This is a genomic window from Vibrio gazogenes (genome assembly GCF_023920225.1).
GTDB classification, from domain to species: domain Bacteria; phylum Pseudomonadota; class Gammaproteobacteria; order Enterobacterales; family Vibrionaceae; genus Vibrio; species Vibrio gazogenes.
The window spans coordinates 100,887-127,129 of the sequence record NZ_CP092587.1; the positions used below are offsets into that span (position 1 = coordinate 100,887).

Annotated in this window: 23 protein-coding genes; 15 read left to right on the forward strand and 8 right to left on the reverse strand. The window is 44.8% G+C overall.

Annotated elements, in window-relative coordinates; all coding sequences use genetic code 11:
- Positions 1-15: 15 nt before the first annotated feature.
- Both yqfB and MKS89_RS00445 read left to right on the forward strand, forming a co-directional pair.
- Positions 16-333, forward strand: a complete 318-nt coding sequence (gene yqfB / locus MKS89_RS00440; protein ID WP_072962954.1) for a N(4)-acetylcytidine aminohydrolase — start codon at positions 16-18, stop codon at positions 331-333.
- A 246-nt stretch (positions 334-579) separates the two neighbouring features.
- On the forward strand, positions 580-792 hold the full coding sequence (locus MKS89_RS00445; protein ID WP_072962956.1) for a hypothetical protein: 213 nt from the start codon (positions 580-582) through the stop codon (positions 790-792).
- A gap of 578 nt (positions 793-1,370) precedes the next feature.
- Here MKS89_RS00445 and ggt read toward each other — a convergent pair.
- The 3 genes from ggt to rarD form a co-directional block, all read right to left on the reverse strand.
- Positions 1,371-3,116 carry a gamma-glutamyltransferase gene (ggt, locus tag MKS89_RS00450; RefSeq protein WP_235862447.1) on the reverse strand — a complete coding sequence of 582 codons (1,746 nt, stop codon included), beginning with the start codon at positions 3,114-3,116 and terminating at the stop codon, positions 1,371-1,373.
- 127 nt (positions 3,117-3,243) lie between these two features.
- Positions 3,244-3,912, reverse strand: a complete 669-nt coding sequence (locus MKS89_RS00455) for a LysE family translocator (protein WP_072962958.1) — start codon at positions 3,910-3,912, stop codon at positions 3,244-3,246.
- Positions 3,913-3,967: 55 nt separating this feature from the next.
- The gene (rarD, locus tag MKS89_RS00460; protein WP_072962961.1) at positions 3,968-4,879 is read right to left on the reverse strand and encodes an EamA family transporter RarD; all 912 of its coding nucleotides are present in this window, start codon (positions 4,877-4,879) and stop codon (positions 3,968-3,970) included.
- 218 nt (positions 4,880-5,097) lie between these two features.
- Here rarD and recQ point away from each other — a divergent pair, with 218 nt between their 5' ends.
- Both recQ and MKS89_RS00470 read left to right on the forward strand, forming a co-directional pair.
- Positions 5,098-6,936 (forward strand): ATP-dependent DNA helicase RecQ, encoded by a 1,839-nt coding sequence (gene recQ / locus MKS89_RS00465; RefSeq protein ID WP_072962964.1) that lies wholly within the window; start codon positions 5,098-5,100, stop codon positions 6,934-6,936.
- A complete protein-coding gene (locus MKS89_RS00470) occupies positions 6,926-7,231 on the forward strand; it encodes a DUF3630 family protein (RefSeq protein WP_106406998.1) in 306 nt (101 codons plus the stop codon). Before recQ ends, MKS89_RS00470 begins: the two co-directional genes overlap by 11 nt.
- A gap of 52 nt (positions 7,232-7,283) precedes the next feature.
- Here the strand turns inward: MKS89_RS00470 and MKS89_RS00475 are convergent, their stop codons facing one another.
- Positions 7,284-8,372 (reverse strand): hypothetical protein, encoded by a 1,089-nt coding sequence (locus MKS89_RS00475; protein WP_072962969.1) that lies wholly within the window; start codon positions 8,370-8,372, stop codon positions 7,284-7,286.
- A 603-nt stretch (positions 8,373-8,975) separates the two neighbouring features.
- Between MKS89_RS00475 and MKS89_RS00480 the strand changes: the two genes are divergently transcribed.
- Complete coding sequence (locus MKS89_RS00480; RefSeq protein ID WP_072962972.1) at positions 8,976-10,115, forward strand: PspA/IM30 family protein; 1,140 nt, start codon at positions 8,976-8,978, stop codon at positions 10,113-10,115.
- Positions 10,116-10,303: 188 nt separating this feature from the next.
- Here the strand turns inward: MKS89_RS00480 and MKS89_RS00485 are convergent, their stop codons facing one another.
- Positions 10,304-11,620 (reverse strand): PTS sugar transporter subunit IIC, encoded by a 1,317-nt coding sequence (locus MKS89_RS00485; RefSeq protein WP_072962975.1) that lies wholly within the window; start codon positions 11,618-11,620, stop codon positions 10,304-10,306.
- Between the two features lie 419 nt (positions 11,621-12,039).
- Between MKS89_RS00485 and MKS89_RS00490 the strand changes: the two genes are divergently transcribed.
- The 6 genes from MKS89_RS00490 to MKS89_RS00515 all read left to right on the forward strand — a co-directional run bounded on the left by MKS89_RS00490 (position 12,040) and on the right by MKS89_RS00515 (position 17,512).
- On the forward strand, positions 12,040-12,354 hold the full coding sequence (locus MKS89_RS00490; protein WP_072962977.1) for a PTS sugar transporter subunit IIB: 315 nt from the start codon (positions 12,040-12,042) through the stop codon (positions 12,352-12,354).
- A 25-nt stretch (positions 12,355-12,379) separates the two neighbouring features.
- Positions 12,380-13,708, forward strand: coding sequence for a PTS sugar transporter subunit IIC (locus tag MKS89_RS00495; RefSeq protein ID WP_072962980.1), 1,329 nt, complete (start codon positions 12,380-12,382; stop codon positions 13,706-13,708).
- Between the two features lie 79 nt (positions 13,709-13,787).
- Positions 13,788-15,173 (forward strand): glycoside hydrolase family 1 protein, encoded by a 1,386-nt coding sequence (locus tag MKS89_RS00500; RefSeq protein WP_072962982.1) that lies wholly within the window; start codon positions 13,788-13,790, stop codon positions 15,171-15,173.
- A 39-nt stretch (positions 15,174-15,212) separates the two neighbouring features.
- On the forward strand, positions 15,213-15,521 hold the full coding sequence (locus MKS89_RS00505; protein ID WP_072962985.1) for a PTS lactose/cellobiose transporter subunit IIA: 309 nt from the start codon (positions 15,213-15,215) through the stop codon (positions 15,519-15,521).
- 179 nt (positions 15,522-15,700) lie between these two features.
- Positions 15,701-16,660, forward strand: coding sequence for a LacI family DNA-binding transcriptional regulator (locus MKS89_RS00510; protein WP_072962988.1), 960 nt, complete (start codon positions 15,701-15,703; stop codon positions 16,658-16,660).
- Positions 16,661-17,134: 474 nt separating this feature from the next.
- Complete coding sequence (locus tag MKS89_RS00515) at positions 17,135-17,512, forward strand: hypothetical protein (protein WP_072962990.1); 378 nt, start codon at positions 17,135-17,137, stop codon at positions 17,510-17,512.
- Positions 17,513-17,648: 136 nt separating this feature from the next.
- On the opposite strand, the gene MKS89_RS00520 is transcribed toward MKS89_RS00515, so the two are convergent.
- From MKS89_RS00520 to MKS89_RS00530, 3 genes are all read right to left on the reverse strand, one after another.
- Positions 17,649-18,779, reverse strand: coding sequence for a glycerate kinase (locus tag MKS89_RS00520; RefSeq protein ID WP_072962993.1), 1,131 nt, complete (start codon positions 18,777-18,779; stop codon positions 17,649-17,651).
- A gap of 124 nt (positions 18,780-18,903) precedes the next feature.
- Positions 18,904-20,229, reverse strand: a complete 1,326-nt coding sequence (locus MKS89_RS00525) for a 6-phospho-alpha-glucosidase (protein WP_072962995.1) — start codon at positions 20,227-20,229, stop codon at positions 18,904-18,906.
- A 72-nt stretch (positions 20,230-20,301) separates the two neighbouring features.
- Positions 20,302-21,888, reverse strand: a complete 1,587-nt coding sequence (locus tag MKS89_RS00530) for a PTS transporter subunit EIIC (protein ID WP_072962998.1) — start codon at positions 21,886-21,888, stop codon at positions 20,302-20,304.
- Between the two features lie 209 nt (positions 21,889-22,097).
- Here MKS89_RS00530 and MKS89_RS00535 point away from each other — a divergent pair, with 209 nt between their 5' ends.
- The 4 genes from MKS89_RS00535 to rfbA all read left to right on the forward strand — a co-directional run bounded on the left by MKS89_RS00535 (position 22,098) and on the right by rfbA (position 26,239).
- Positions 22,098-22,832: a GntR family transcriptional regulator gene (locus MKS89_RS00535; protein WP_072963000.1), complete on the forward strand. Its 735-nt coding sequence runs from the start codon at positions 22,098-22,100 to the stop codon at positions 22,830-22,832.
- A gap of 537 nt (positions 22,833-23,369) precedes the next feature.
- On the forward strand, positions 23,370-23,873 hold the full coding sequence (locus MKS89_RS00540; protein WP_131814951.1) for a hypothetical protein: 504 nt from the start codon (positions 23,370-23,372) through the stop codon (positions 23,871-23,873).
- Positions 23,874-24,298: 425 nt separating this feature from the next.
- Complete coding sequence (gene rfbB / locus MKS89_RS00545; RefSeq protein WP_072963004.1) at positions 24,299-25,363, forward strand: dTDP-glucose 4,6-dehydratase; 1,065 nt, start codon at positions 24,299-24,301, stop codon at positions 25,361-25,363.
- 3 nt (positions 25,364-25,366) lie between these two features.
- Positions 25,367-26,239 carry a glucose-1-phosphate thymidylyltransferase RfbA gene (gene rfbA / locus MKS89_RS00550; RefSeq protein WP_072963006.1) on the forward strand — a complete coding sequence of 291 codons (873 nt, stop codon included), beginning with the start codon at positions 25,367-25,369 and terminating at the stop codon, positions 26,237-26,239.
- Positions 26,240-26,243: the final 4 nt, after the last annotated feature.

Consider the following 26,243-nt stretch of genomic DNA (forward strand, 5'->3'; position numbering starts at 1 on the left):
AACAGGATAATGGTGATGCATCCGATTCCAACCCAAATCACATTTTTTGAGTTTCTGACCCCTTTTGTGGCTGAGGGGTTAAAAACGATCACGATCCGAGATCAATCTGAAAGCCATTATGTGGTCGGCTCGCAGGTTGAGGTGTTCACTCTGGAAACCCATCAAAAGGTGTGTGACATTGAAATTGTTGCGGTTGAGCCGCTCCGGTTTGATGAGATCAATCAAGACCATGCCCGGCAGGAGTATCTGGAATTACCGGCACTGAAAGCACTGATCCGAGAAGTTTACCCTGAAACGGATGAGCTGTTTGTGATTACATTTAAGCGATTGTAATCTCAAATTATATTCATTTTATCCTTCAGCAATCATTGACGCAGTGTGCGTGAGTCGATTGTTTTTTATTCTTTTTCTCTCTTGGAAGTGTTTTGTTTTGACCCCATATTTAAAAACGGAAGGTGTCAAAGCCGTTTGTCATGCTCGGAGAACAGCGACCAGCGCGAAGCAGAATAAGCTTTGATACCCGCAAAATAATTCAGTGCTCTTCGTGAGCTTATTGTTGGTCATCGTGAGGTAAATGCTATGCATCGTTGCTCATCAATCAAGTTTTCAATCGCTGAGTCCGGGTATTTACGAGGAATGCGTTCGACGCATCAGTGGCCGGCAGCAATGACTTTCCCTCATTTCCCGGGAGGAAAACTATTCTCTATTGATAATCAGTTACCCAAGCCACCGCAGTTGGTGATATTGACTATCGATCTGTCTCAATTCTTGAAAGAGCGGGTTTTACATTAGCGCAGCGCTATCTGCCTCTGTCTGTAAAAAGAAGCGGGGACAAATAAGGAAAACCCCGGGAGCAATGCCCACCGGGGTTCTATTCTTTGCTTGCAGCCATCCTGCTACGAATAAGTGCGTCCTGCATCTAATCCTTGATCAGTCTGCTGAATCCTTCAGCCGATCCTTCCATCGCCTTCCTAGCGGTGTCCTTGACGTCCTCGTCTGCTAACCGTCCTGTTAGCACTTCCATCCCTGAAAAGTTTCCTGACATCATCCTGATGTAATAACCCTTCCCGGGTGTGTCCATCGTCATCCCTGTTCGTGACCATCCTGTCAACGAATCAATTCCTTTCGATGTCCTTGTGCCAACTTCCTGCCGACAAGTTATATATTACGGTTTTGTGTGGATTCGGCAATCGGTAGGGATAACAGAATTTTGACAAACAACTGATTAATAAATGTACTTTTTTATATTATTCAATAGGTTATTTTTAATTTTGTGAAAATGTCTTTAACCAAAATCTCTATTGGCTCACTCATTTGTAAGAGATCTCTTACAATCGAGCGAGCCAAATAACTATGCTACTGGTTACATCTTATTCACCGATCGCCACGCCTTCTCGTCGTGGGTCAGCAGCGCCTTCAAGGCCATCTTTGGTGAGGCGAATCGCATGAAGTCCGGAGTTCAGATCGCGAACATTGACGTGATAGCCCATCTTTTCCAACGCGGGTTTGAGTTGTTCTGCGGTGGTACCTTGTTCAAGATCGACGGGGCCAAAGCGATCGACAATATGCGGCATATTTAAAGCTTGCTGGATATCTTGTCCCCAAGTCAGATGCGCGATCAGTGCCTGAGCCACGTAACCGATAATGCGACTGCCTCCCGGAGAGCCGATTGCCAGATATGGCTGACCATCTTTCAGAACAATGGTTGGAGCCATCGAAGAACGAGGACGTTTGCCCGGTTCGACGCGGTTTGCGACAGGGTTATCTCCGTCATGTGATTTGAACGAGAAATCTGTGAGCTCGTTGTTGAGCAAAAATCCTCGAACCATCAGGCGAGAGCCAAACCCGTTTTCAATCGTGGTCGTTATCGATACGACATTACCGTCTCGATCAACAATATTAAAATGGCTGGTACAAGGCAGCTCGATGGCCTGATCCGTGCCGAGTTGCATGGCGTGCTGCCATGGCGGGCTTCCCGCTGAAACCTTGGTGAGGGCTTGACCAGGCTGAATGAGTTGTGCGCGTTGAGCAAGATAGTCTTGATCGACCAATCCTTGCGTTGGCATCGGCACAAAGTCTTCATCTGCCATGAACTTGCCGCGATCTGCAAATGCTAACCGTGAAGCATCTGCGATGACCTGCCATGACTTCTCACTCGTTGCTCCCCATTTTTTCAAGTCAAAATGTTGAGCCATTGAGAGGATCTGTCCGACGGTGAGTGCGCCCGAACTTGGTGGCCCCATCCCGCAGACATCATAGCCCTGATAGTCGGCACAAACGGGCTGACGCTCTTTGATGGTATAGTTGTCCAAGTCTGTTTGTGACAGAACCCCGGGATTACCGGGCGCGTGCCGGACGGTTGCCACAATATCTTTGGCGATATCACCACGATAGAATGCATCCGCCCCACCGTTAGCTATCGTCGTTAATGTCTGGGCGTATGCCGGGTTTTTGAGCAGCGTACCGGCTGGTTTCGGATTTCCTTGAGGGTCAAAAAAGTAATTGCGTGTTCCGGGGTATCGGCTCAGGCGCTGAGTATCATCAGCAATTTGCTTGGCGAGACGCGGACTGATACGGAACCCTTGTTTCGCCTGTTCAATGGCGGGAGCAAAGAGTTTTTTCCAAGGCAGTTTGCCATATTTCTGATGGGTCTCCCAAAGCAGCTTCACGGTGCCGGGGGTGCCAACAGAACGGCCACCGACAACGGCATCGTAAAACTGGAGCGGTTGTCCTTGTTCATCCAGAAAAAGTTCAGGTGTGGCCTGCACGGGGGCTGTTTCTCTGGCATCAAAAGTGGTGAGATGCTGTTTTTTCTGATCCCAGTACACCATGAATGCACCCCCGCCAATCCCTGACGATTGGGGCTCGACTAAACCGAGCATCAATTGTACCGCGACCATTGCATCAATGGCATTGCCGCCCTGACGAAGGATATCTGCGCCGGCTTTGGCTGCGAGCGGGTTTGCCGCTGTGACCATCCACTGCTTGGCATGAGTCAGCGTCTTGGCATCATGACCGGTGTTGATTTCTGGTGCGACAGAATCAGCAACCTGTGCGGCGTGGATATTTAGGGTCGTGAATAACCCTGAGAGTATCAGTAGTGTTTTTATGTTCACCGGAAAACCTCCATGTTGCATTAACATTTATGCAACACCTAGAATGACATTTCATGTCTTATAAATCCAGAGGCTTAACGTGATTTGTAGCGGGTGATACGTTGTTGAGTCACCCGCGTCAAAAACATTATGACAGTGATGTCAGTGAGGTGACTGCGTGATAACCGATCATCAGACCGAGGACGGAGAAAATGATACCGCAGAGTCCATCAATATATACGGCTGCAGCGTGCAATTTATTCTGTAATCGCGGACTGGAAAGAAGCCACGCAAGGATGGCGAACCAGAAAAAGGACAGCCCCCACAGTATGACCAGAGCGAGCATTTTTCCTGAAGCGGGAAAGTCAGCCGGGATCAGACTCGACATCAGGCTGATGAAAAACACCAGCGCTTTAGGATTGAGGAGATTAGTCAGAAAACCTTTGGAGAAAGCCTGCTTGCGATTGTCCAGCCACAAAGACGCGGGCGATAGTGTTTCAGGCTGATGACGGGTCTTCTTGCGTTGATACAGACTGCTCAAGGTGGACAGACCCAGCCAGGCCAGATAGCTGCCACCTGCGATTTGAATCAGCGCAAACCAAACCGGATGGGTATGGACGATCAGACTGATGCCGGTCAGACTGAGAATCGAATGGATCAGAATCCCGAATGATAGGCCGAGCGCAATATAAATACCGGTTGTTCTGCCATAGCGGGTGGCATTCTGAATCACGAGTGCGAAGTCTGGCCCCGGGCTCATTAATGCAATCCAGTGAATGCTCGCGAGCGTCAGGAGAATCTGGTATTCGTTGTTCATATTTACTGGCGTTCCTCACCGTCGTTTGTGTCGTTTTTGCTTCAGTCTCAAAGGATTATTCTTCTATCACAACGACAGGGCGTTTGCGATGATGATTACGAATACCGTCATAGCTGAAGAGTATTAAAGCCCCCCAGATGAATAAAAACGTGGTTGCTTTATCGGGGCTAAAAGGTTCGCCATAAAAAACCGTTGCCAGAATAAACATCATACTCGGGCCGATATATTGAAAGAAACCGAGAGTTGAAAGTTTCATGCGAGTCGCTGCACCGGCAAAACATAACAGGGGTAGTGTCGTGACCACACCCGCCATCGCAAGTAATCCATTGAGATGCAGTGAATTCTCGACCAGATTACTGGTTGCGGAATTGGCAAAACCAAACAAATATATCAGGGCGACCGGGACTAAAATCAATGTTTCAATAAACAAACCATTTAACGCACTGACCATGACTTTTTTACGTAGGAGTCCGTAAATCCCGAAGGTACTGGCAAGTGCAATGGCAATGATCGGGATCGAACCGAACAGAATGAGCTGAATCACCACGCCAATGGTGGCGAGTGCAACGGCTATCCACTGTAGGATTCGTAGCCGCTCACTGAGAAACACCATCCCCAAAATTACATTGAGTAATGGATTGATATAATAGCCAAGACTGGCGTCCAGCAGATGATGATTATTAATTGCCCAGATGAAAATCAACCAGTTGCCACCAATCAGCACTGATGTTGCGATTAAATAATAAATTTTGCGTCGATCTGACATCAGGTTACGAATCATCGGCCATTGCTTTCCGAAATGCAGCAGTACCGCCAGCAGTAGAAAAGACCAGAGGATCCGGTGACAGATAATTTCTACCGGATTGATATGTTCGAGCATTTTGAAATAAACGGGTGCAATGCCCCACATTAGGTAGGCGGCCAGAGCAAAGAGCACTCCCTGTCGCGCTTGCTGTTCATCGTTCATAGTTTTACCGCTGAAATTATTTTATGCTTAATAAAATAGGATGATATTGTGATAAGAGATGCATTATACACCACGCCAGTGGATCTCCGGCATTGATTTGTTCCGCGTGTTTTCGCGAGAAGGGTCGAAGAATTTATGGTTTTATTCCGCATCTAACCCCACTACAATAGCCACTGTGCATAACCTTCTTCTGCGAAACCCATCATATTGAGTATTTCATGACCGCTGCATTGATTGCCGAACAAGACGACCACGCTTCAACTAGCTCAGAATCTGTACTGAATACCGTCTTCGGTTATCAGACGTTTCGGCTGGGTCAAAAGGATGTGATTGATGCGGTACTTGCCGGACAAGACAGTCTGGTCATTATGCCGACCGGAGGCGGGAAATCACTGTGTTATCAAATTCCGGCGATCATGCTTGATGGTATTACACTGGTGATTTCTCCGTTGATCTCTCTGATGAAAGATCAAGTGGATCAATTGGTTGTCAACGGTGTTGCCGCAGCCTGTATTAATTCGAGTATGAGCAAAGAGGCGCTGATCGAGACGTATCAGCGGATGAATGCCGGGACTTTGAAATTAGTGTATGTCTCACCGGAACGGGTGTTAATGGCCGATTTCATCGAACGGTTACACCAGATGCAGATTGCGATGATTGCTGTCGATGAAGCGCACTGTATTTCCCAGTGGGGACACGATTTCCGTCCGGAATATGCGGCTTTGGGCCAATTGAAACAGGCCTTTCCGCAAGTGCCGGTTATCGCTCTGACAGCAACTGCCGATGAATCGACGCGGCAGGATATCCAAACCCGGCTGCATTTAAATGCCCCGCATATTTATCTGGGAAGTTTTGATCGGCCGAACATTCGTTATGCGCTGCTGGAAAAACATAAACCGGTCTCTCAAGTCATCCGTTTTCTAGGTACTCAGCAAGGGCAATGCGGCATTATTTATTGTGGCAGCCGGAAAAAGGTAGAAATGCTGACGGAAAAATTGTGTCAGAACCATTTTCGGGCAGCAGGGTATCATGCCGGGATGGATGTCGATGAACGCAATTATGTTCAGGAAGCATTTCAGCGCGATGATGTTCAGATTGTTGTCGCAACCGTCGCGTTCGGTATGGGCATCAATAAGTCGAATGTCCGTTTTGTCATGCACTTTGATATCCCTCGTAACATCGAGTCCTATTATCAGGAAACGGGTCGGGCGGGGCGAGATGGCTTACCGGCTGAAGCCGTGATGCTTTATGACCCGGCTGACATGGGCTGGTTGCGTCGCATTCTGGATGAGAAAGCGGATGGTCCGCAAAAGCAAGTTGAAAGTCATAAGCTCAATGCGATGAGTGCTTTTGCCGAAGCGCAAACCTGCCGTCGTCAGGTTTTACTCAATTATTTCGGTGAATATCGAGAACAGCCTTGTGGCAACTGTGATATTTGTCTGGATCCCCCCAAGATGTTCGATGCAACTAAAGAAGCTCAGAAAGCCTTGTCTTGCGTTTATCGGGTGAAGCAAAGTTTCGGGATTGGCTATGTCGTTGAAGTGTTACGTGGGATGCAGAATATACGGATTCGTGAAAATGGTCATGATCAGTTAAGCACCTACGGTATTGGCCGGGAACACAGCCATGATTATTGGGTCAGTATCTTCCGGCAGTTGATTCATAAAGGATTGTTGCAACAAAATATTACGCGGAATTCGACATTACAGCTGACGGAAGAAGCCAGGCCGTTACTGCGGGGAGACGTGGCGCTAGAACTGGCTGTCCCGCGTTTAGATACTGCGGTGAAAGCTTCCAAAGCGGAGAAGCTGAGCAGCAAGACCTATGATCGCCAGCTGTTTGCCAAACTACGCAAACTCAGAAAATCAATTGCAGATGAAGACGGGATTCCGCCTTATGTCGTATTCAGTGATGCAACGTTGATCGACATGGCCGATATTTTACCGACATCGTATGGTGAGATGTTAGCGGTGAGTGGTGTCGGACAAAGAAAGCTGGAAAAATATGCGGATCCGTTTTTGGATTTGATTCAGGAGCATTTGACTTATCATGGCTGAATTTTCTCTGCATGAATATTTGGCGGATTCCGGTGTGCTTATTCTGGAGACCCCACATTTTGATTTCGATTCGTTTCCTCGTTTAGGTGCTCGACTGATTGAATTGCTGCCCGCATCGATTATCGAAAAACAGTGTGATGCAGATATTCACACTTGGCTGATTGATTTTGAAGGAACACGACTGTTTCTCAAAGCCGAGCACTATGCTGGGGCCTTATGGTTTGAAGCACTGAATCCAACAGCGGATCGCGAAATTACCGATTTTCTTGCCCATATGCTGACTAAAGGGCTGTAAACGTTACTCCACGATCCGCTATCCATTCGGACTCTATTTATCCCAATTCAATTTACAGCGCATCAACGGTTTCGTAGAGATTATCCAGCGGATCTTTGGTGTCACCACCCGAAACTTGTTGTAAATGATCCGTGGTGCCCATCCAGCGTCTGACTTGTGTATTGCTCGCGGAGGCCGAGATACCCGGTAGACTGTTATCTATCACGACAGGCATCGGATAAATAATTGACCAGAGGTACAGCCAGATAGCCGCGTTATGTTTTTCTCCCTGCTGTGTCTGATTAAAGAAGCGGGTCTGTTGTTCCACAAAAGCGACCGCATTATGCAGGGCGCGGTTCTCGTCGCCGATAAATGGTGTTGATGCGACCGCCGAAGTCCGATAGGAGTCAATCGCGATTCCTTTGGGTTTGAGACGACTGACCGCTTCCCGGGCAGCTTCACCAACCCAGCGACCATTCAAATAATCTTTACTGTAGTTGGAGTAGAATGCATCTAGCAATGACACACGTTGCGGTACGATATTGTTGGCAATCTGACCGCGTTCAGCCAGTGTTGCCAGTCGATCAGCCAGCCGAAGCGCGACTTGATTTCCCAAACTGTGTCCGGCAAGGCGAATATCATTGCCCCGATATCCCTGCATGGCATTGAGATACTGTTGCAGCAATAACTCGGTGACATTCTCTGTCGGGCCAGTATGGTAGTTTCCGCGACTGTCGCGCCAGCGCATTTTTTTCGGTCCATTGGCTGACCAGATTTTTGCTTCAGCATCTTTTACCTCGGATTCGTCGGCAAATTGATCCCAATATAACATGGCCACATTATAGCCTTCGGCACGCCAGAGGTTGGCAAAGTCGATATCTGGTGTTCCACCACCGTTTTCCCAGTAGACAGTTCTGTTTTGTTCGATCGTATGATTGGATTGCCAGCCATGAATCAGAATCAGTGTCGGTCTGGATGGATCATAATAGGTGCTGCCATTGCGTGTATTTTGTCCGCCTTTCTGATATTGGTCATTCGCTCCAAACCAGTACAACCCATAACTCAGCTGATCAAAATCTTGTCTCGGAAAGACACCCGTTTTAGCGATAGCACTGAAAGACAAACATACACTAGCGAAGTAGATGACATATTTTTTTATCATAATTTATCCATATAAGTCTAAGAAGTAAGTAACTTGAGGAAATAAGTAACTTGAGCAAATGCTCGAATGGATAAAAACGGCTTTATGTTCAAGTGTCTATAAAAAGTGTATCGGTTTTATAGACGATTTATCTGTTTTCTATACAGGCTCACATTTGTTGGCTTTGTTGCATATAGTTATAACGATAACAACCCTTGGATGACTTGTTATTCCTTCTTTTCATTCATTCGAATTCCATCATTCATCATGTCACCAGCATTTTTTCGAGATAAAAAGGTGATGTTCGTAACAATATTGGAAACCGGTTTCCAATATTTACCCTAAATCTGAAAAATCGTGCTGATCACCACAATCTATTGTTGTCTATAGAATTAGACTGGCTTTGAACAATAACTGAGCTCTCGAAAAAATGCTGTGATTCTTTAAATATGATCGTTTCTGCTGGTTGTTTCCGTATTTTGAAACGTTGCCAAATCTTAGACGGTTGTGAGAACTGAGCATGATGAACCTTTGGTTTCAAGGGAACATGGGGTCAATTTCGGGAAGATGGTCTGAAACGATAGGTAAAATAAAGACGAGAAAACTATGGACAGGAAAAAACAGATGGGACTGAAGGTACTCCCAGTGATGCTGGCAGCCTGCTGGTCATTCAGTTCAGTTGCTGCCGCAGTGGATAAAGCAGCGCTGGACACTCAAATCCAACAACTCGAACAGTTACATCAGCAATACCAGAGTGAACTACAAAAGCTGAAACAAGAAAGAATGGATTATGAAGAGTCGATGGACAGTGATTCGATTACCTCGCTGAAAGCGATGATGGAGCGGGTACATATCTTTGGTTTTTTCAGAGCAAAATACGATCACGATGATCGTGATCCAATTGGTTCCGGTGCCAATAACAAGCATTTCTATATGGATTTAGAAGGCAAGATGAAAGTCTCGGAAGACTGGAGTGCAAACTTCCAGATTGAGACTCGTAAAGGCTATACCGTCACGCAATCATGGCGTAACGGGGATAACGGTAGTAGTGATCAGGATGGGACATTACAGCGGATTTGGGTTGAAGGTCGCCCCGGTGGTGTCGGTGTGACATTAGGGACAAAATGGTGGGGCTACGGATTTCAGGCCGTTCCGTTTGGTCATGCGGCTGATGGGGTTCAGCTTGATTATGATGTCTTGCCGGGATGGAATGCCAAAGCATTTTGGCTAAGACCGAGACAGGGGGATTTGGTGACGATGCCAAACAGCTCTGATATCTCGATTGCCGGTGCGAATCTGACTGGTAGCTTGACCGATGATTTGCAGACCAGTTTGACCGTTGCGACGAACGACAACGAAAATGACGCGCAGAAAATGGATCGGATGGGCGCATTTGAACTGCAATACCGCCTGACGGATGACATTCTACTCCGCGGTGCGTTTGCGATGACGAATGCTGAGCATCATAACACCAGCCAAGAATACCGCATCGATTATAAAGATACTGACTTAGCACAAGTCGGCTCATACGGACTTTATTTCCGTTATATCGATTTCAGAAGATATGGGGACTACTCCCATGATGATGAATGGGGTTCATTACCCACTGATGCCAAAGGCGGCATTCTTGGGGTGAAATATGTGTTATTTAAAAATGTTGTTTGGGAAACCTTCTACTCCGTTCAAGAACGGTTCCGTTCCGGCGGTAGTGACGCGGGTGCCTATCGACATCTATTCCGTACACAGATTGATTTCCATTTCTAAGGAGGGCACAAAATCGGTTGTTTTGTTTTTGTTCAATACATAAAGCTGTTTCACCAGAACAGCGCATAAATAGAAGTTAATAAGAAAAGCATATTGTTAGAAAAGGGAAAACCGGCGGTTCAGGGGGAGAATCGTCGGTCTTTCTCACTGAGATGGTTGCCTGTAGTCATTCTAGGTTATCGGATGAATTAATGTTTTTGGGCGGCCATTTGCTCTTGCTGCGCGAGAATGATTTTCTCGTGGGCACGGAAAAAGGGGAGGTACAGACAATAGGAATTCACGAGCGCAAACAGCACCATTAACACGTTGGCGATACTGCCATTTGCGGCCCATGTGGCACCGAGTGGGGCGGGAACGGTCCAAGGTAGCATCATGACGATTCGGTCCAGCACGCCAATCGATGTCAGATACCAAGCGATGGTGGCATTCAGTATCGGGACAAAAATGAAAGGGAGAATAAATACCGGATTCATGATAATCGGGAAACCGAACAAAATCGGTTCGTTAATATTAAAAATTGCAGGTAATAGCGCGACTTTCCCAACTGACTTCATGTGGTTGGAGCGGCTTTTCAACGCAAGATATACCAACGGTAGTGTTGAACCGACGCCACCGATGAGGAGGAAAAAATCCCAGAATGACGCTGTATAAATATGCGGTGGAATTTGGACACCCGTTTCAATGGCGGCTTGATTGGCGAGCAGGTTCGTCATCCAGAAAGGATTCATGATACTGGTGATAATGATTGAACCGTGGATTCCGACAAACCACAACAGCTGACAAACCAGAATCGAAATAATCACCGCGGCCAGACTGTCGGAGGCAAGAATGAGTGGCTTGAACAGTGTTTCAATCAGGTGGGGGAAATGCACACCAGCGTAATGTTTCAGAATGAGATCAAATAGCGATAATGTCAGGAAGACAACAAAGATCGGAATCAGTAATTTAAACCCTTGCGCAGTAATCAGCGGTACGTCATCAGGCATATGGATGTACCAACCTTTCTTGATAAACATATTAATGACTTCAATGGCATAGATACCCGCGACGAGCGCCGTAAAAATACCACCGCCACCCAGATAGTAAAGTTCTTGGGTATTTAGTGTTGAAAACCCCGACAGCATCAGAAAAGCGAGGCAACCTGTTAATCCGGATAAACGTTCCGGAAGACGGTATTGTTTTGCCAGACTGGCGGAGATACCAAATGAGATAATCATTGCAACCAGCCCCAGTGTGATTTGGTACATGGGCAGAATGACGGGTTGTAAACTGCGACTGAGCGATTCCCACCACAATGCGATCAATGAGGTTTCGCCCATCGATAGGGCAGAGGTAAGCGGAAAAACCAGAGGTACAAAAATGCAACCAATAAAGACAAAAGGCATCGAGATCTGAAAACCGTCGCGTAATGCGATCAGATGGGGGCTCTGGCTTAACTTCCTTGCATATGGTGAAAAATAATGATCAAGTGTGTCCGCGAACAGTCTGGTAACGGAATGATTCATGGCGATCCTTGTCCTGGATGAGTGATTTTGGAAACCGATTGTCCAACCTGCTATTCTTTCATAAACAACGATTTATAAATAAAGATTAGATCACACCTTCATACGGTGATATTGCCTTTTACTGTGGTAAAAACAGTCGGCAAAATCAGTGCCTTTCTTTCAATCAGCATAACCATGAATCGATGAATCTGTTTGATAGATCATAGAATCATACTCGCTTGTGACCGTTTTAATGATCAATTTCACATTCCCACGGATTGCACTTGGAAACCGGTTTCCAAGTGCAATCCGTGGGCGCATACTTTCAGTGTCTAAACAGATAATCGCCTAAACAAATCAATCAGTGTCTAAACGAATCAATGCTTAAGCGAAATCATCGTTGAAGCAAATATATTGAAACGAAGTAAGGAGTATCGGTTATGAAAAAGATCATGCTGTGTTGCTCAGCAGGAATGTCAACCTCGTTGCTGGTGAAGAAAATGGAAGCCGCAGCAAAAGAGCGTGGCATTGATGTTGAGATAAAGGCATATGGTACCTCGGAGTTCAGTGATCAGGTTGGCAAGTATCAAGTGGTTTTACTGGGCCCTCAGGTTAAGTACATGCAACAGGATTTACAAAAGAAAGCCGACAAATATGGTATCAAAGTCGAGCCTATCAATATGATGGATTATGGGATGCAAAATGGAGACAAAGTGCTTGATTTTGCAATAGAACTGATAGGCGAGTGCGTTTGAGAAAAATTAAGAACAGGACATCAAAATGAGTACTCTATACGACCATGTGGTCAATGCAATTGAACAAAAACTAACACCAATAGCGGTCAAAGTTGGTCAACAAAAATATCTCACCTCGATCAGGGACGGTTTTATTGCGGCATTGCCGTTCATGATTGTCGGATCATTCATGCTCGTGTTTATTTTTCCACCGTTTCCCGCGGATACAACATGGGGCTTTGCCCGGGCATGGCTGGACTTTTCCACCGAATACCGCGATCAACTCATGTTACCTTTCAATCTGAGCATGGGGATTATGACCGTTTTCATATCGGTCGGGATTGGATCCAGCCTGGCCAAGCATCACGAGCTTGATCCGATGACAACCGGCCTGCTGGCATTAATGGCATTTATGCTGGTTGCGGCGCCATTAAAAGACGGTTCGATATCGATGCAATACTTGTCAGGACAGGGGATCTTCACTTCAATCCTGACCGCGATTTATGCGACCGAAGTGTATGCTTTCCTGAAGCGTCACCATGTGACGATTAAACTTCCTCCCGAAGTTCCGACAGGCGTTTCTCGCTCGTTTGAAATCCTCATCCCGGTTTTATTCATCATTCTGACGTTGTATCCACTCAACTTATTGATTGAATCACAAACCGGTATGATTTTACCTCAAGCGATCATGACATTACTTGAACCGTTAGTGTCTGCTTCCGACTCATTAGCCGCAGTATTACTTGCCGTCTTTATTTGTCAGCTCCTTTGGTTTGCTGGGATTCATGGGGCGTTAATCGTTACAGGGATCATGAACCCATTCTGGATGACCAATCTGTCTGAAAACCAAGTAGCGATGGCCGCAGGTGAAGCGCTGCCTCATATTTTCCTACAGGGTTTTTGGGATCACTACTTATTGATCGGTGGTGTGGGGTCAACTTTACCACTGGCATTTTTACTGCTGAGATCAAAAGCGGTTCACTTAAGAACGATTGGGAAAATGGGTATAGTCCCCGGCTTCTTTAATATCAATGAACCGATTTTATTCGGGGCTCCGATTATCATGAACCCGATCTTTTTCCTACCATTCATATTGATTCCGATGATTAATGCGGTGTTTGCGTGGTTTGCGGTGGACCTCGGTCTTGTTGCAAAAGTGGTCTCACTGACGCCATGGACAACACCTGGCCCAATCGGGGCATCATGGGCCGCCAACTGGGCCGTTAGTCCGGTAATTCTGTCTCTATTGTGTATGTGTTCTGCTGCGCTGATGTATCTGCCTTTCCTGAAAGCTTATGAGAAACAGCTATTAGACAAAGAAGCAACCGAAGCGGAGAAGAAAGAAGCCGAGCATCCACAAGGCGTCACCGTTTAATCGTGTGGTGCAACGTCAATCAACAAGATAAGAGATATACAGTGCGGGCAGAGCAACTGCCCGCTGATGGAGAACAAATATGAAGTATCAATTTCCGCAGCATTTCTATTGGGGAAGTGCAGCCTCAGCGACACAAACTGAAGGTGCGGCCTTTTCTGGCGGAAAAGGGGAAAATATCTGGGATCACTGGTACAAATCTGAACCGAATCGCTTTCATCAAGGGGTTTCTGCGACAGATGCGTCAACGTTTTATGAGCATTTCCGTTCAGATATTCAATTGATGAAAGACATCAAGCATAACAGCTTCCGGACCTCAATTTCGTGGGCTCGTTTGATCCCTGACGGGACTGGTGACGTCAATCCTGAAGCGGTTGATTTTTACAATCAAGTGATCGACACACTGATAGAACAAGGGATCGAACCATTTATCTGTCTGTTTCATTTCGATATGCCGATGAAGATGCAGGCAATCGGCGGTTTTGAGAATCGTCGCGTATTACAAGCCTATGCCGATTATGCCGAAACCTGTTTTCGTCTGTTCGGTGATCGGGTGAAGCACTGGTTTACATTTAATGAGCCGATTGTGCCGGTTGAAGGTGGTTACTTGTACGATTTCCATTATCCGAATGTGTTGGATTTTCGTCGTGCTGCAACTGTGGCCTATCATACCGTATTGGCGCATGCGATGGCCGTGAGCAAGTATCACGACCTGAAGCTGAGCGGACGGATTGGCATCGTGCTTAATCTGACACCGTCCTATCCACGTTCGCAACATCAGGCGGATCTGGAAGCTGCCAATATTTGTGATTTGATGTTTAACCGAAGCTTCCTTGACCCGGTGATTCGGGGAGAATATCCACAGCAACTCGTGACCTTACTCAAGCAGTACGGGCAACTACCTGATATCCATGATGGTGATTGTGACCTGATTGCCAAAGGTAAAATCGACCTACTGGGGATTAACTACTATCAACCAAGAAGAGTGAAAGCGCGGTTGAGTGCGGTGAATCCTAACGCGCCTTTTGTACCGGAGTGGTTCTTTGAGCCTTATGAAATGCCCGGCCGCAAAATGAATCCGCATCGGGGGTGGGAAATTTATGAGAAAGGTATTTATGACATCCTGACTAATCTACGGGAACACTACGGCAACATTCCTTGCTATATCTCAGAAAATGGCATGGGTGTCGAAGGTGAAGAAAAATTCCTCAAAGATGGACAGATTCAGGACGACTATCGCATTGATTTTATTCGTGAACATCTGAAATGGATACATCGGGCAATTGAAGAAGGCTCTGCGTGTTTCGGGTATCACCTCTGGACCTTTATCGATAACTGGTCTTGGTGCAACGCTTATAAAAATCGGTATGGGTTTTACCGACTGGATTTGGCAACCCAGCAACGCAGCCTGAAAAAAAGTGGTGAATGGTTTGCTCAGGTGTCGGAAGGTAATGGATTTGATGATTGAAGTGCCGTATGCAAGGAGCGCGGTAAATAGGAGTTTAGCATGGATCTAGAAGAACAAGTCATGGGAATTATTGTCAATGCCGGACAATCCCGGAGTCTCTGTTATGAAGCGCTACGCAGTGCCAAAAGCGGAGATTTTGAACAGGCAGATATGTTGTTACATCAGGCGAGTGAATTCGCAAGTCTCGCCCATCGTGTTCAGACGCAGCTGATTGAAGCGGATGAAGGCGAAGGTAAAACACCGATGACACTCATTATGGTTCATGCACAGGACCATTTGATGACATCGATGCTCGCCAAGGAACTGGTCGTTGAATTGATCGACGTATATCGGCGGATTGCACAGTGAATCACTTGCCTTGATTCGGGTGATACGTTCAATCCGGTGATAAAATCACCGGATTGTTCGCGTTAATTATTGTGCAGTCCTCTTGTTAAATATGTCTTCAAAGGTAAAATGAAAACAGACGGGAACCGTTTTCCATCCTGAATGTTCCCTTTGATTGACCTTGGTTAAATAGGATTGTCATGGTTACTATCACTGATGTCTCTCGGTTGGCAAATGTCTCAAAAGCGACGGTTTCTCGCGTAATGAGTGGCAGCCGGGGAGTGAAACAAGAAAGCCGCGAAGCTGTGCTCAGAGCGGCGGAAGAGCTTAACTATCGCCCTAATATCATGGCGCAGAGCCTTGCGACCCAAAAGTCTGACTATATTGGTGTCGTTTTAACGAGCTCAGATACGGGTCAAGTGTCTACTTTTTTGCCATTGCTATGCGATGCACTTAAGCAAAGAGATAAGCGGATGTTGGTCAGTTTTGCCGATACACCGGAAGAATCTCACCGCGTGATGGAATCGTGGGGGCATGGACAGTGTGATGCGATTATCACCTTCGGTGGTGATATTCCGGCTTCAGCGCTCGACAAGACGATTGCAGTTGATAGTTATGTGCATGACAACTGTCGTTCTATCAGTTACGACTATCGTTTTGCTTGTGAGAGTGCCTGCCGTTATCTTTCCAGCCAGGGGCATACATCCGTTGCGATTTTGCTCGATGGTCAGAATTACGCGTCTCAGCAAGTGCTTGAGGGGTATAAAATCGCCATGCAGAATATGTCGATCCCGATTAACCGGCAACTGATTGTCAGCGCTGATGAAAGTGCAGAGTTGGCGATGATGAACCTCGTCAACAGTTATTCATCATTTACGTCACTGATTGTAATGAAAGATAGCCATGCCGCTGTCGCAATGAAACTGCTGCAAGACTTTAACCTGTCTACACCACAAGATGTTTCGATTCTCTCTCTGGAAGACTCATCACTGGCCAAGCAGCTAACCCCGTCACTGACGTGTATCAGTTATCCGTCTGAACGATTGATCGCTGTACTGATGAAAGAACTAGATAACTTCCTCGAACGTCATCCGTCAGAGAATAAGTCAAGTATTCAGGGTAATCTAGTGGTGCGAGACTCAGTGGTGAATCGCAACTGATATTGGTTTTGATCGATAACCTTTTTTACATGTCCCCCTCTGCGCCACTGAATCAAACGGATTCAACAGGCTCGGGGGGATTGGGATATCACGATTCATCAAAGGGCTAATTTTTATTTTTTTATCAATAACAATAAGTTATTTCTGGACGTATCTATATAAATGATAATTATCTCATTGACTTCAATAGATAATTTGAATAATCATAGTTGCTTGGTTTCATATATTGTATGCACTTCTATTTTTATCACGTTTAATATGACTCATGAATCAATCTAATTGCCGCAGTCAGCGTTATTTTCTGATGGGAAAACTCGAATATAATGAATGTGACTTTGATAGAGAGTAAGGTTCAATCTTACCAAGCCGTAACTTCCACAACTGTTCGTATCGAGTTGTCTAACTCCCACAACTGTTCGTATCGAGTTATCTAACTCCCAGACGGTGATTCTGAGACTGTCGGAGTCGTGGGTATTGAATCAAGGTGACTCGATCGCCATTGCTGGATTTCAGGATCCCCAAAGTAACGTATTGATAGGCTATGGCTATATCAATCTGTCACAAGATGTAAAATCAATTGCGCGTAGTCATGGGGGGCCTTTTTTCTTCTTCGGCGCACTGCTGAGCATCATCACATTGGGTATAGTTGTATTTATTTTCTCCGCAGAAAGAATGATCGCGTTTTCTGACATTGTGACCATGCTTCCTCTTGTTGTCGTATTACTGTTTTCCGGTTTCTTTATTTGGATTGGTATCAAAGCCAAACGAAAAGAACGATGCGTGAAGAGAATGCTGAAGCAAGTGGAAATGAATAACAGCCATGAATCACGAAGACTTGAGCAGAGTATTTAATCTGCGTTGAAGCGCTAAGAAGGTTGTTTCGTTATATGGTTGTAATCCTCTCCCCCGAAAAAAGTTAAGATGACTTTTTGCAATTCTGTTGTTGTAGATGCGCAATAAAAGAGAGGACTATTGGGTCATGTCTGAATTAGTACAGTTGATACATACGAGCAATATTTTCAGCTAAGTTCGTCAAATTAGTTTCGGCTTCTGCAAAAGCATCATCTAAGTTCATCGCTCTGGGTACACAGGTGAATACTGCATCGATACCACTATCATAAACGGATTGGTAGCCATCATTTGTACAACCAGCCACTGCAATCACCGGGATATCATGTTTCTTCGCTAACTTAGCAACACCGACTGGAGCTTTCCCATGAATAGTTTGTTTATCTATTTTTCCTTCACCGGTAATGACTAAATCTGCGTCTAAAAGTTGATCTTCTAATTCAACAATCTGCAGAACTAACTCAACTCCTGGCTTTAATTGAGCATGAGTATAACCCAGCCAAGCTGCTCCCATTCCACCTGCGGCACCAGCTCCTTTGGCATTGATTACAGGTCTTACACTAGTTTTCTCTGTCACTTTTCCAAATTGGAGTAATGCCTTATCAAGAATAGCAATATCCTCACTTGTGGCTCCTTTTTGAGGGCCGAAAAAAGCTGCTGCTCCCATATCTCCACACAGTGGATTGTCCACATCACACGCTACTAAAATCTCGCATTGAGATAACCGAGAATCTAATTTAGAAACGTCTATCTGATGGACTTTAAGTAGTGCTTCACCACAAGGTGTTATCTGTTCGCCCTCTATATCTAAAAACTTCCCCCCCAAAGCAGCCAACATACCACTGCCGCCATCGGTTGTTGCCGTTCCACCAAGGCCAATAATTAAGCGGTTTACTCCCAAATCCAGTGCATTAAGTATTAATTGCCCGACGCCATAGCTTGAAGTGTATTTGGTATCACGTTGATCGAGCGGTATTCGGTGTAAACCACATGCTTCGGCAACTTCAATCACCGCCGTTGTACTATCACCAAGAACGCCATAACATGCTTGAATTGGGTTGCCTCTTGGGTCTCTAACTTCTGTATAAACTTTTTTTCCACCAGTTGCATCGATCAATGCCTGCACGGTACCTTCACCACCATCTGCAATGGGTACAGATACATATTCAGCATCAGGCCAAACCCTTGCTAAACCAGTTTTAATTGCTTGACTCACTTCAAGAGCTGTCAAACTCTCTTTAAAAGAGTCTGGTGCTATGACTATCTTCACATTACTTCCTATGTGTATTCTTAATAAGAATCCCCAAGCTACTTTCGTAACTTGGGAATTGGAGCTCTCGGAGTAAACTTTAGGGGGCGTTACTCTAATAGTTACAAAAGTTTTTAATGACTGCTTATACAAGCTCTGGCCAATAATCTTTGTTCGCTTCAATTAAGGCATCAAGCACTAAACGAGCTTTTTTAGCATCGCCTACAGTGCGGTTTAGTGTCAGAGCTTGAAGTGCTTTGCTGTAAGAACCTTCAAACCATGTTTCAACCGTTAGGCGCTCATAAGCGAATTGCTGTTCAATCATACCTTTGTAGAATGTAGGGATCTTACCAACACCAAATGGGCGAGGACCATTGATACCAAGCTCAGCCGTTACTTCTACCATGACATCGTCATCTAGGTTTGTAACTAGGCCATTGTTTTCAAGAATCACAACAAACTTACGCTTTTGGTTAAATGCAATAGATTCAGCAACTTCTACGATCATGTCACCATGGGCATCGTTATGGACGACGTTAGCGTTCTTCGTTGTGCCGTCTTGGACTGCTTGCCGACACTCTGCAAAGACGCGCTTTTCTCGACCATCCATTACTTCATTAGCTCGCGTGTAGCTCGCATCCAGTTTCGACAGTTTGTACTCTGGATATAAATAGTACTGTAGGTACGTATTTGGTAGGTAATCAGGGAAGTCACGCAACATATCTGCCACAGACGCATAGGTATCCAACCATGACTGATCACGTTGCTCTGCATCTACCGGTTTGAAGCCATTGTTTGAAATGAAGTCTTTCAGTTTAGGTGCAAGATCTTCACCTTCTTGGTTGTACAGGTGAGTGAACCAGCCAAAGTGGTTTAGGCCAAAGTACACAGGATCAAACTCATCTGGATTTACATCAAGAAGGCGGCCATATGAGCGCAGCAGGTTTACCGGTTGGTCACAGATGTTAAGAATACGCTCGTCTGTTGGGAAACGCTTCTTAAGAGCATCAGCAACAATTGCTGCAGGGTTCGTGTAGTTTAGAATCCAAGCTTGCGGGGCATGTTCACGTACATCTTCTACCATTTCAATCATGTCACCGATAGAGCGCATACCGTAAGCGAAACCACCTGGACCACAGGTTTCCTGACCGATAATACCGAGAGAAAGGGGTATCTTTTCATCCTTTTCACGCATTTCGTAGCCGCCAGTACGCATTTGGCAAAGTACGAAATCCATATCTTTGTACGCGACATCTTTATCCGTTGTGTACTCAAAATCTAGCTCTGGGTAATCTTCAGAAAAGAGTAATTTTGCGTATTCGCCTATCGTCTCTTGGCGAGATGCATTTACATCAAACATCACCAGACGTTTTAGAGGGAATGTATCTTTACGCTTACATAGTGCTTTCAGAAGACCCGGTGTCCATGTAGAACCACCACCAACTAGAACAATATTGAATGCTTTTTTCATCTCATTTCTCACTTACAAAATTAGGGTATTGAGAACCTCACATGTGGAGGTTCAATCGAGTTTAAAATTTGATTAGATTGCTAGGGCTTGCTTTACGTCGTTGGCGATACTCTCTACCTGTGGTCCATAGATAATCTGAACATCTTCGTCACTCGCGCGCTTGATGCCACTTGCCCCGGTTGCTTTGAGTGAGTCATCTTGAATCTTGTCCATGTCTTTGACTTTCACGCGAAGACGAGTAAAACAGTTATCCACCAGTTGAATATTTTGCGCACCGCCGAGGCCTGCAATGATCTGTTCTGCCTGCTCTGAAGCACTGACTTGTTGAGTCGATTCAGCAGCCTCATCTTCACGTCCTGGAGTTTTCACGTTCATACGAGTGATGATGATTCGGAAAACGAAGTAGTAGATAGGGAAGTAACATGCGCCAACTAGAACCGCTATCCACCAATTTGTTGCCGGGCCACCAAGTACACCAAAGACGAGTAAGTCAATCACACCACCTTGAACGTTACCGATCATCACGCCAAACAGATGCATTAGCACGAACGACAGACCTGTCATAATTGCATGGAAAACAAACAGAATTGGACCAACAAAGATAAAACTAAATTCCAATGGTTCAGTTATACCCGTTGTGAAAGAAGCCAACGCACCTGCAATTACAAGCGCTTTAACTCGCGCTTTGTGCTCTTCTCGAGCGCAGTGATACATGGCTAATGCAGCGCCCGGTAAAGCGAACATCATTACAGGAATCTTGCCTTGCGCTAAGAAACGGGTGGCTTCCTTCACGACATCGTTACTGATTGACTCTGGGTGTGCTAGTGCATAGTTGAAGATACTCAATGCACCTACGATGCTTTTACCATCGACATTTGCGATACCACCGATCGGTGTGAAACGTACAGTTTCATTAAGAATGTGATGTAAGCCAGTAGGGATCAGTAGACGCTCTGTTGCTGCAAACAAGAAGGTACCGAAACTGCCCGATTCACCGATATATTGGCCAATATGCGTGATAGCAGCCCCGATTGTTGGCCAGATAAGAGACATTAACACACCAATTATAGGCAATACGACAACAGTGATAATTGGTACGAATCGACGACCGCCAAAGAAGTTAATCGCAGTCGGTAGCACAATAGTATAAAAACGGTTATGCAGAGTGACCGTCACTAAGCCAGCTAATACCCCCCCAAGCACACTCATATGGTATGAGAATATACCCAAGGTATAGCCGAATTCTGCTGAAAGCATCATAGCTTCTGTTTTGCCCATGCCTTGCTCTACAAGATAAGCAACTGAAGTCGTTTGAGGCGTTAGACCTTGCGCCATGAGTGAGTAGTTGATACCCACGTGCATTGCAATAAAACCGATAATTGCTGCAAAAGCAGCAGTTGGTTTCTCCTGTTTTGCTAAACCAATTGCAGCAGCAACGGCAAAGAATAATGGTAGGTTGCCAAAGAGAGAACCGGAAACTTTGCGAATGAATCCTAAGATTAATTGAACAAATTCAAATTGGTTAAATCCTTGGCCTGTAATATTAGGGTTTTGTAGGGCGGCAGCTAATCCAAGAAATATACCGGCAGCAGCGATGACTGAAATTGGCATCATCAACGCTTTACCGAGATCTTGGAGCTTTGAACCAAATTGTTTCATTGTCAGATTACTCCGTATCCTTATAAGTATGTGAGCATTAAATGTTCAATTAGTATAGTTGTCTATACGACTTGGTCGCATATGTGATTGCAATCACGAACTCTTGGTTCTCCATGTGCAGTTAAGCGCCTAATAAAAATCATCATGTTGTATAGTTGTGTAATCAAGTTGCCTAAGATAGGATGAGATGCGAATTAAACGGGGGAACTATGATAGATAAGCAGTCGCACATCCCAATCTATATCCAGATTGAGCAGATTTTATTGGCTCAAATCGATGGTGGTTCATTAACACCGGGTGACCCAATTCCTTCTGAAACCGTTATGGCAGAGCAATATGGCGTTTCCCGCATGACTGCACGTAAAGCTGTTGATTACCTTGTGAGACAAGGCATCGTCGAAAGACAGCGTGGTCGAGGAACCTTTATTTGCGAGCAAGCTCAAGACCTGAAGATGTCCCTTCCATTGGATAGCCACCTAACCTCAAGTGAAGTTGCGACGAGTCTCAATTCACCCATAGTTAATCAGTTACTTCATTTAGAAAAAGTAACGGCACCGAATAAAGTGTGTGAGGAGCTTGGCATCGCACCAAATAGCCAAGTTTGGTTCATGAAACGTTTACGCTTAGTCGGTTCCGTTCCTTTTGTATTTGAATCTACCCATATGTTGATCGACCCTTATTTTGACGATCTTAGCGAAGCTGAACTGAATAGTTCAAAGTACCTCTACCTTGAATCCAAAGGGCTAAAAGTAAAAGGAAGTCAAAAGCAAATCCGCGCCGAGCTGCCGGGTGAAGAGGTCAGACATTACCTTAATCTAAAGCGTGACGAGCCCGTTTTATTCGCTCGCAGTATTGCTCGATTAGAAGATGACACACCGTTTGAAGTTTCAGATATCTATTATAATCAAGAACATTATATTTTTACCCTCCAAGCAGGGCGCTAACTTTCCTTAATATCTTGTGTGTAGTAATAAAGTTTTTCTGATGTAATTAAATGCGATATGCCACTACATTTGGATTAAAATCCGTGTCAACGATAAGGACGATATGTGCGAAGTTCATCGAGGCTCGAAGTATGAATACTTCAGATAGAAGCCGGATATACGAACGCAAACCTATTTACTGTCAAAAACGACTAATTATCCTTGCAATGATGGAGAAGACCATATACAGCCCCTAGCCATCAAGTTAATTCATATCCTCAAGTAGTCAGTCAAATTTATCGCTCTTCAAATCGCGCATCATCAAAGGGTTAATTTTTATTTTTTTATCAATAATAATAAGTCATTTCTGGACGTGTCTATATAAATGATAATTATCTCATTGACTTCAATAGATAATTTGAATGATCATAGTTGCTTGGTTTCATATATTGTATGCACTTCTATTTTTATCACGTTTGATATGACTCATGAATCAATCTAATTGTCGCTGTCAGCGTTATTTTCTGATGGGAAAACTCGAATATAATGAATGTGACTTTGATAGAGAGTAAGGTTCAATCTTACCAAGCCGTAACTTCCACAACTGTTCGTATCGAGTTGTCTAACTCCCAGACGGTGATTCTGAGACTGTCGGAGTCGTGGGTATTGAATCAAGGTGACTTGGTCGCCATTGCTGGATTTCAGGATCCACAAAGTAACGTATTGATAGGCTATGGCTATATCAATCTGTCGCAACATGTAAAATCAATTGCGCGTAGTCATGGGGGGCCTTTTTTCTTCTTCGGCGCACTGCTGAGCATCATCACATTGGGTATAGTCGCGTTTATTTTCTCCGGAGAAGGAATGATCGCGTTTTCTGACATTTTGACCACGCTTCCTCTTGCTGTCGTATTACTATTTTCTGGCTTCTTCATTTGGATTGGTATCAAAGCCAAACGAAAAGAACGATGCGTGAAGGGAATGCTGGAGCAAGTGGAAATGAAAGCACTTGTTGATGTAACAACACCCCCTAGGGATACAAAGATAGTTCAACGCATCTAAATCATCATCTCAACTGTTTATTGATGGGAAAGGTTGCCTGCTTATCCCTTTAGCCCCATATCTAATCTAGCCATGAGAAGTAAAAGAGAAACCGATATAGCAACTGGACTATAGTCATTGTTCAGAGTGTTGGTGATTTATCTGCGAACCAAAGTTATCGGGCGAACATATCTGTCTCGTGACCAAGTGTGTCAAATGCTTTTTGAGTGCGTAGAAGTTGATTATCATTGGACAAAAAGGCACAGTGCTCTTGGATTCCCTAAGCTTAATTATCTTTGATTATTCGAATGCTTAATGGTGAATCCAGTATTGCTGGTGCAAATCATGTAGTAAAAGTACAAAATACACACTCTTTGTAAGATAATGACGATAATCAGTTCATTACCACTGTTAGGGTGGAAAAATCGGAAATATAAGAGATAGTTATGAAAATTCTCGTTACTGGTGGTGCAGGCTTTATTGGCTCAGCGGTTATTCGTCATATTATAAAGCACACGACAGATAGTGTAATTAATGTCGATAAGTTAACGTATGCTGGTAATTCTGAGTCGTTGCTCTCTATCGCAGATAGTGAACGCTATTATTTTGAACAAGTTGATATTTGTGACCGTGCAGCGTTGGAGAGGGTCTTCTCTAAACACCTTCCTGACGCTGTCATGCATTTAGCCGCTGAGTCTCATGTGGATCGCTCCATCGATGGACCCGCTGCTTTTATCGAAACAAATATTGTTGGGACATACACTCTTCTTGAAGTCGCCCGAAAATATTGGATGGTTTTGACAGGGGAGCGTCGAACCGCTTTTCGTTTTCATCATATTTCAACTGATGAGGTTTATGGTGATCTTGAGGGCACAGATAAGCTGTTTACCGAAGAGACATCTTATGAACCTTCTAGCCCCTATTCCGCGTCGAAAGCTTCCAGTGACCACTTGGTTCGTGCTTGGTTACGTACCTACGGTTTACCAACAATTGTAACGAATTGTTCTAACAACTATGGCCCGTATCATTTCCCTGAAAAGCTTATTCCCTTGATGATTCTTAATGCATTGGATGGTAAATCTCTACCAGTTTATGGGGATGGGATGCAAATTCGTGATTGGTTATTTGTTGAGGATCATGCCCGTGCGTTATACAAAGTTGTGACAAAAGGCGTCGTCGGTGAAACTTATAATATTGGTGGTCACAACGAGAAAGCGAATATTGAGGTTGTTAAGACGATTTGTTCATTGTTGGAAGAGTTGGTTCCAAACAAACCACAAGGTGTTGATCATTATCAAGACCTCATCTCCTACGTAAAAGATCGTCCGGGACATGACGTCCGATATGCGATTGACGCAAGCAAGATTGAACGTGAGTTAGGTTGGAAGCCTGAAGAAACATTTGAATCAGGAATTCGCAAGACTGTCGAATGGTACCTCGATAATAAAATGTGGTGGAGTCGGGTGCTAGATGGTTCATACAGTTTAGAGCGTCTGGGTGTGGGGAAATAGAAAATGAAAGGTATTGTTCTCGCCGGTGGTTCTGGTACTCGTTTGTATCCTTTGACTCGTGGTGTATCAAAGCAACTTCTCCCAATTTATGATAAACCGATGGTGTTCTACCCGATATCTACGTTAATGCTAGCAGGCATCAGAGATATATTGATCATTACTACACCACAAGATAAAGATAGCTTTAAGCGTTTGTTGGGGGATGGAAGTGATTTTGGTATCAATCTGACCTATGCCGTTCAGCCGAGTCCTGATGGTTTAGCCCAGGCATTCATTATTGGTGAGAACTTTATTGGTGATGAAAGTGTTTGTTTGGTACTGGGAGACAATATTTTTTACGGACAATCATTTAGTAAAACGCTTCGGCATGCTGCCGAAAGAGAGCATGGCGCTACAGTCTTTGGTTACCAAGTTAAAGATCCTGAACGTTTTGGTGTTGTTGAGTTTGATGACAATATGAAAGCGATATCGATTGAGGAAAAGCCTGAGTTACCCAAATCGAATTATGCGGTGACAGGTTTATACTTTTATGACAATCGAGTCGTTGATTTTGCCAGAAAAGTTAATCCTTCAGCCCGAGGCGAGCTAGAGATTACCTCTATTAATGAGATGTATCTCAATGATGGCTCACTTCATGTTGAGCTTCTTGGGCGTGGTTTTGCTTGGCTAGATACCGGGACTCATGAAAGCTTACATGAAGCCTCTTCGTTTGTTCAAACAATTGAACATGTACAGGGACTTAAGATCGCTTGTCTGGAAGAAATTGCTTGGCGCAATCAGTGGTTATCAGTCAGTGATATTGAACGATTAGCGAAACCAATGCTGAAAAATGAATATGGCCATTATTTACTCTCTTTAACTAATGGAGTGGAGTAAGGAT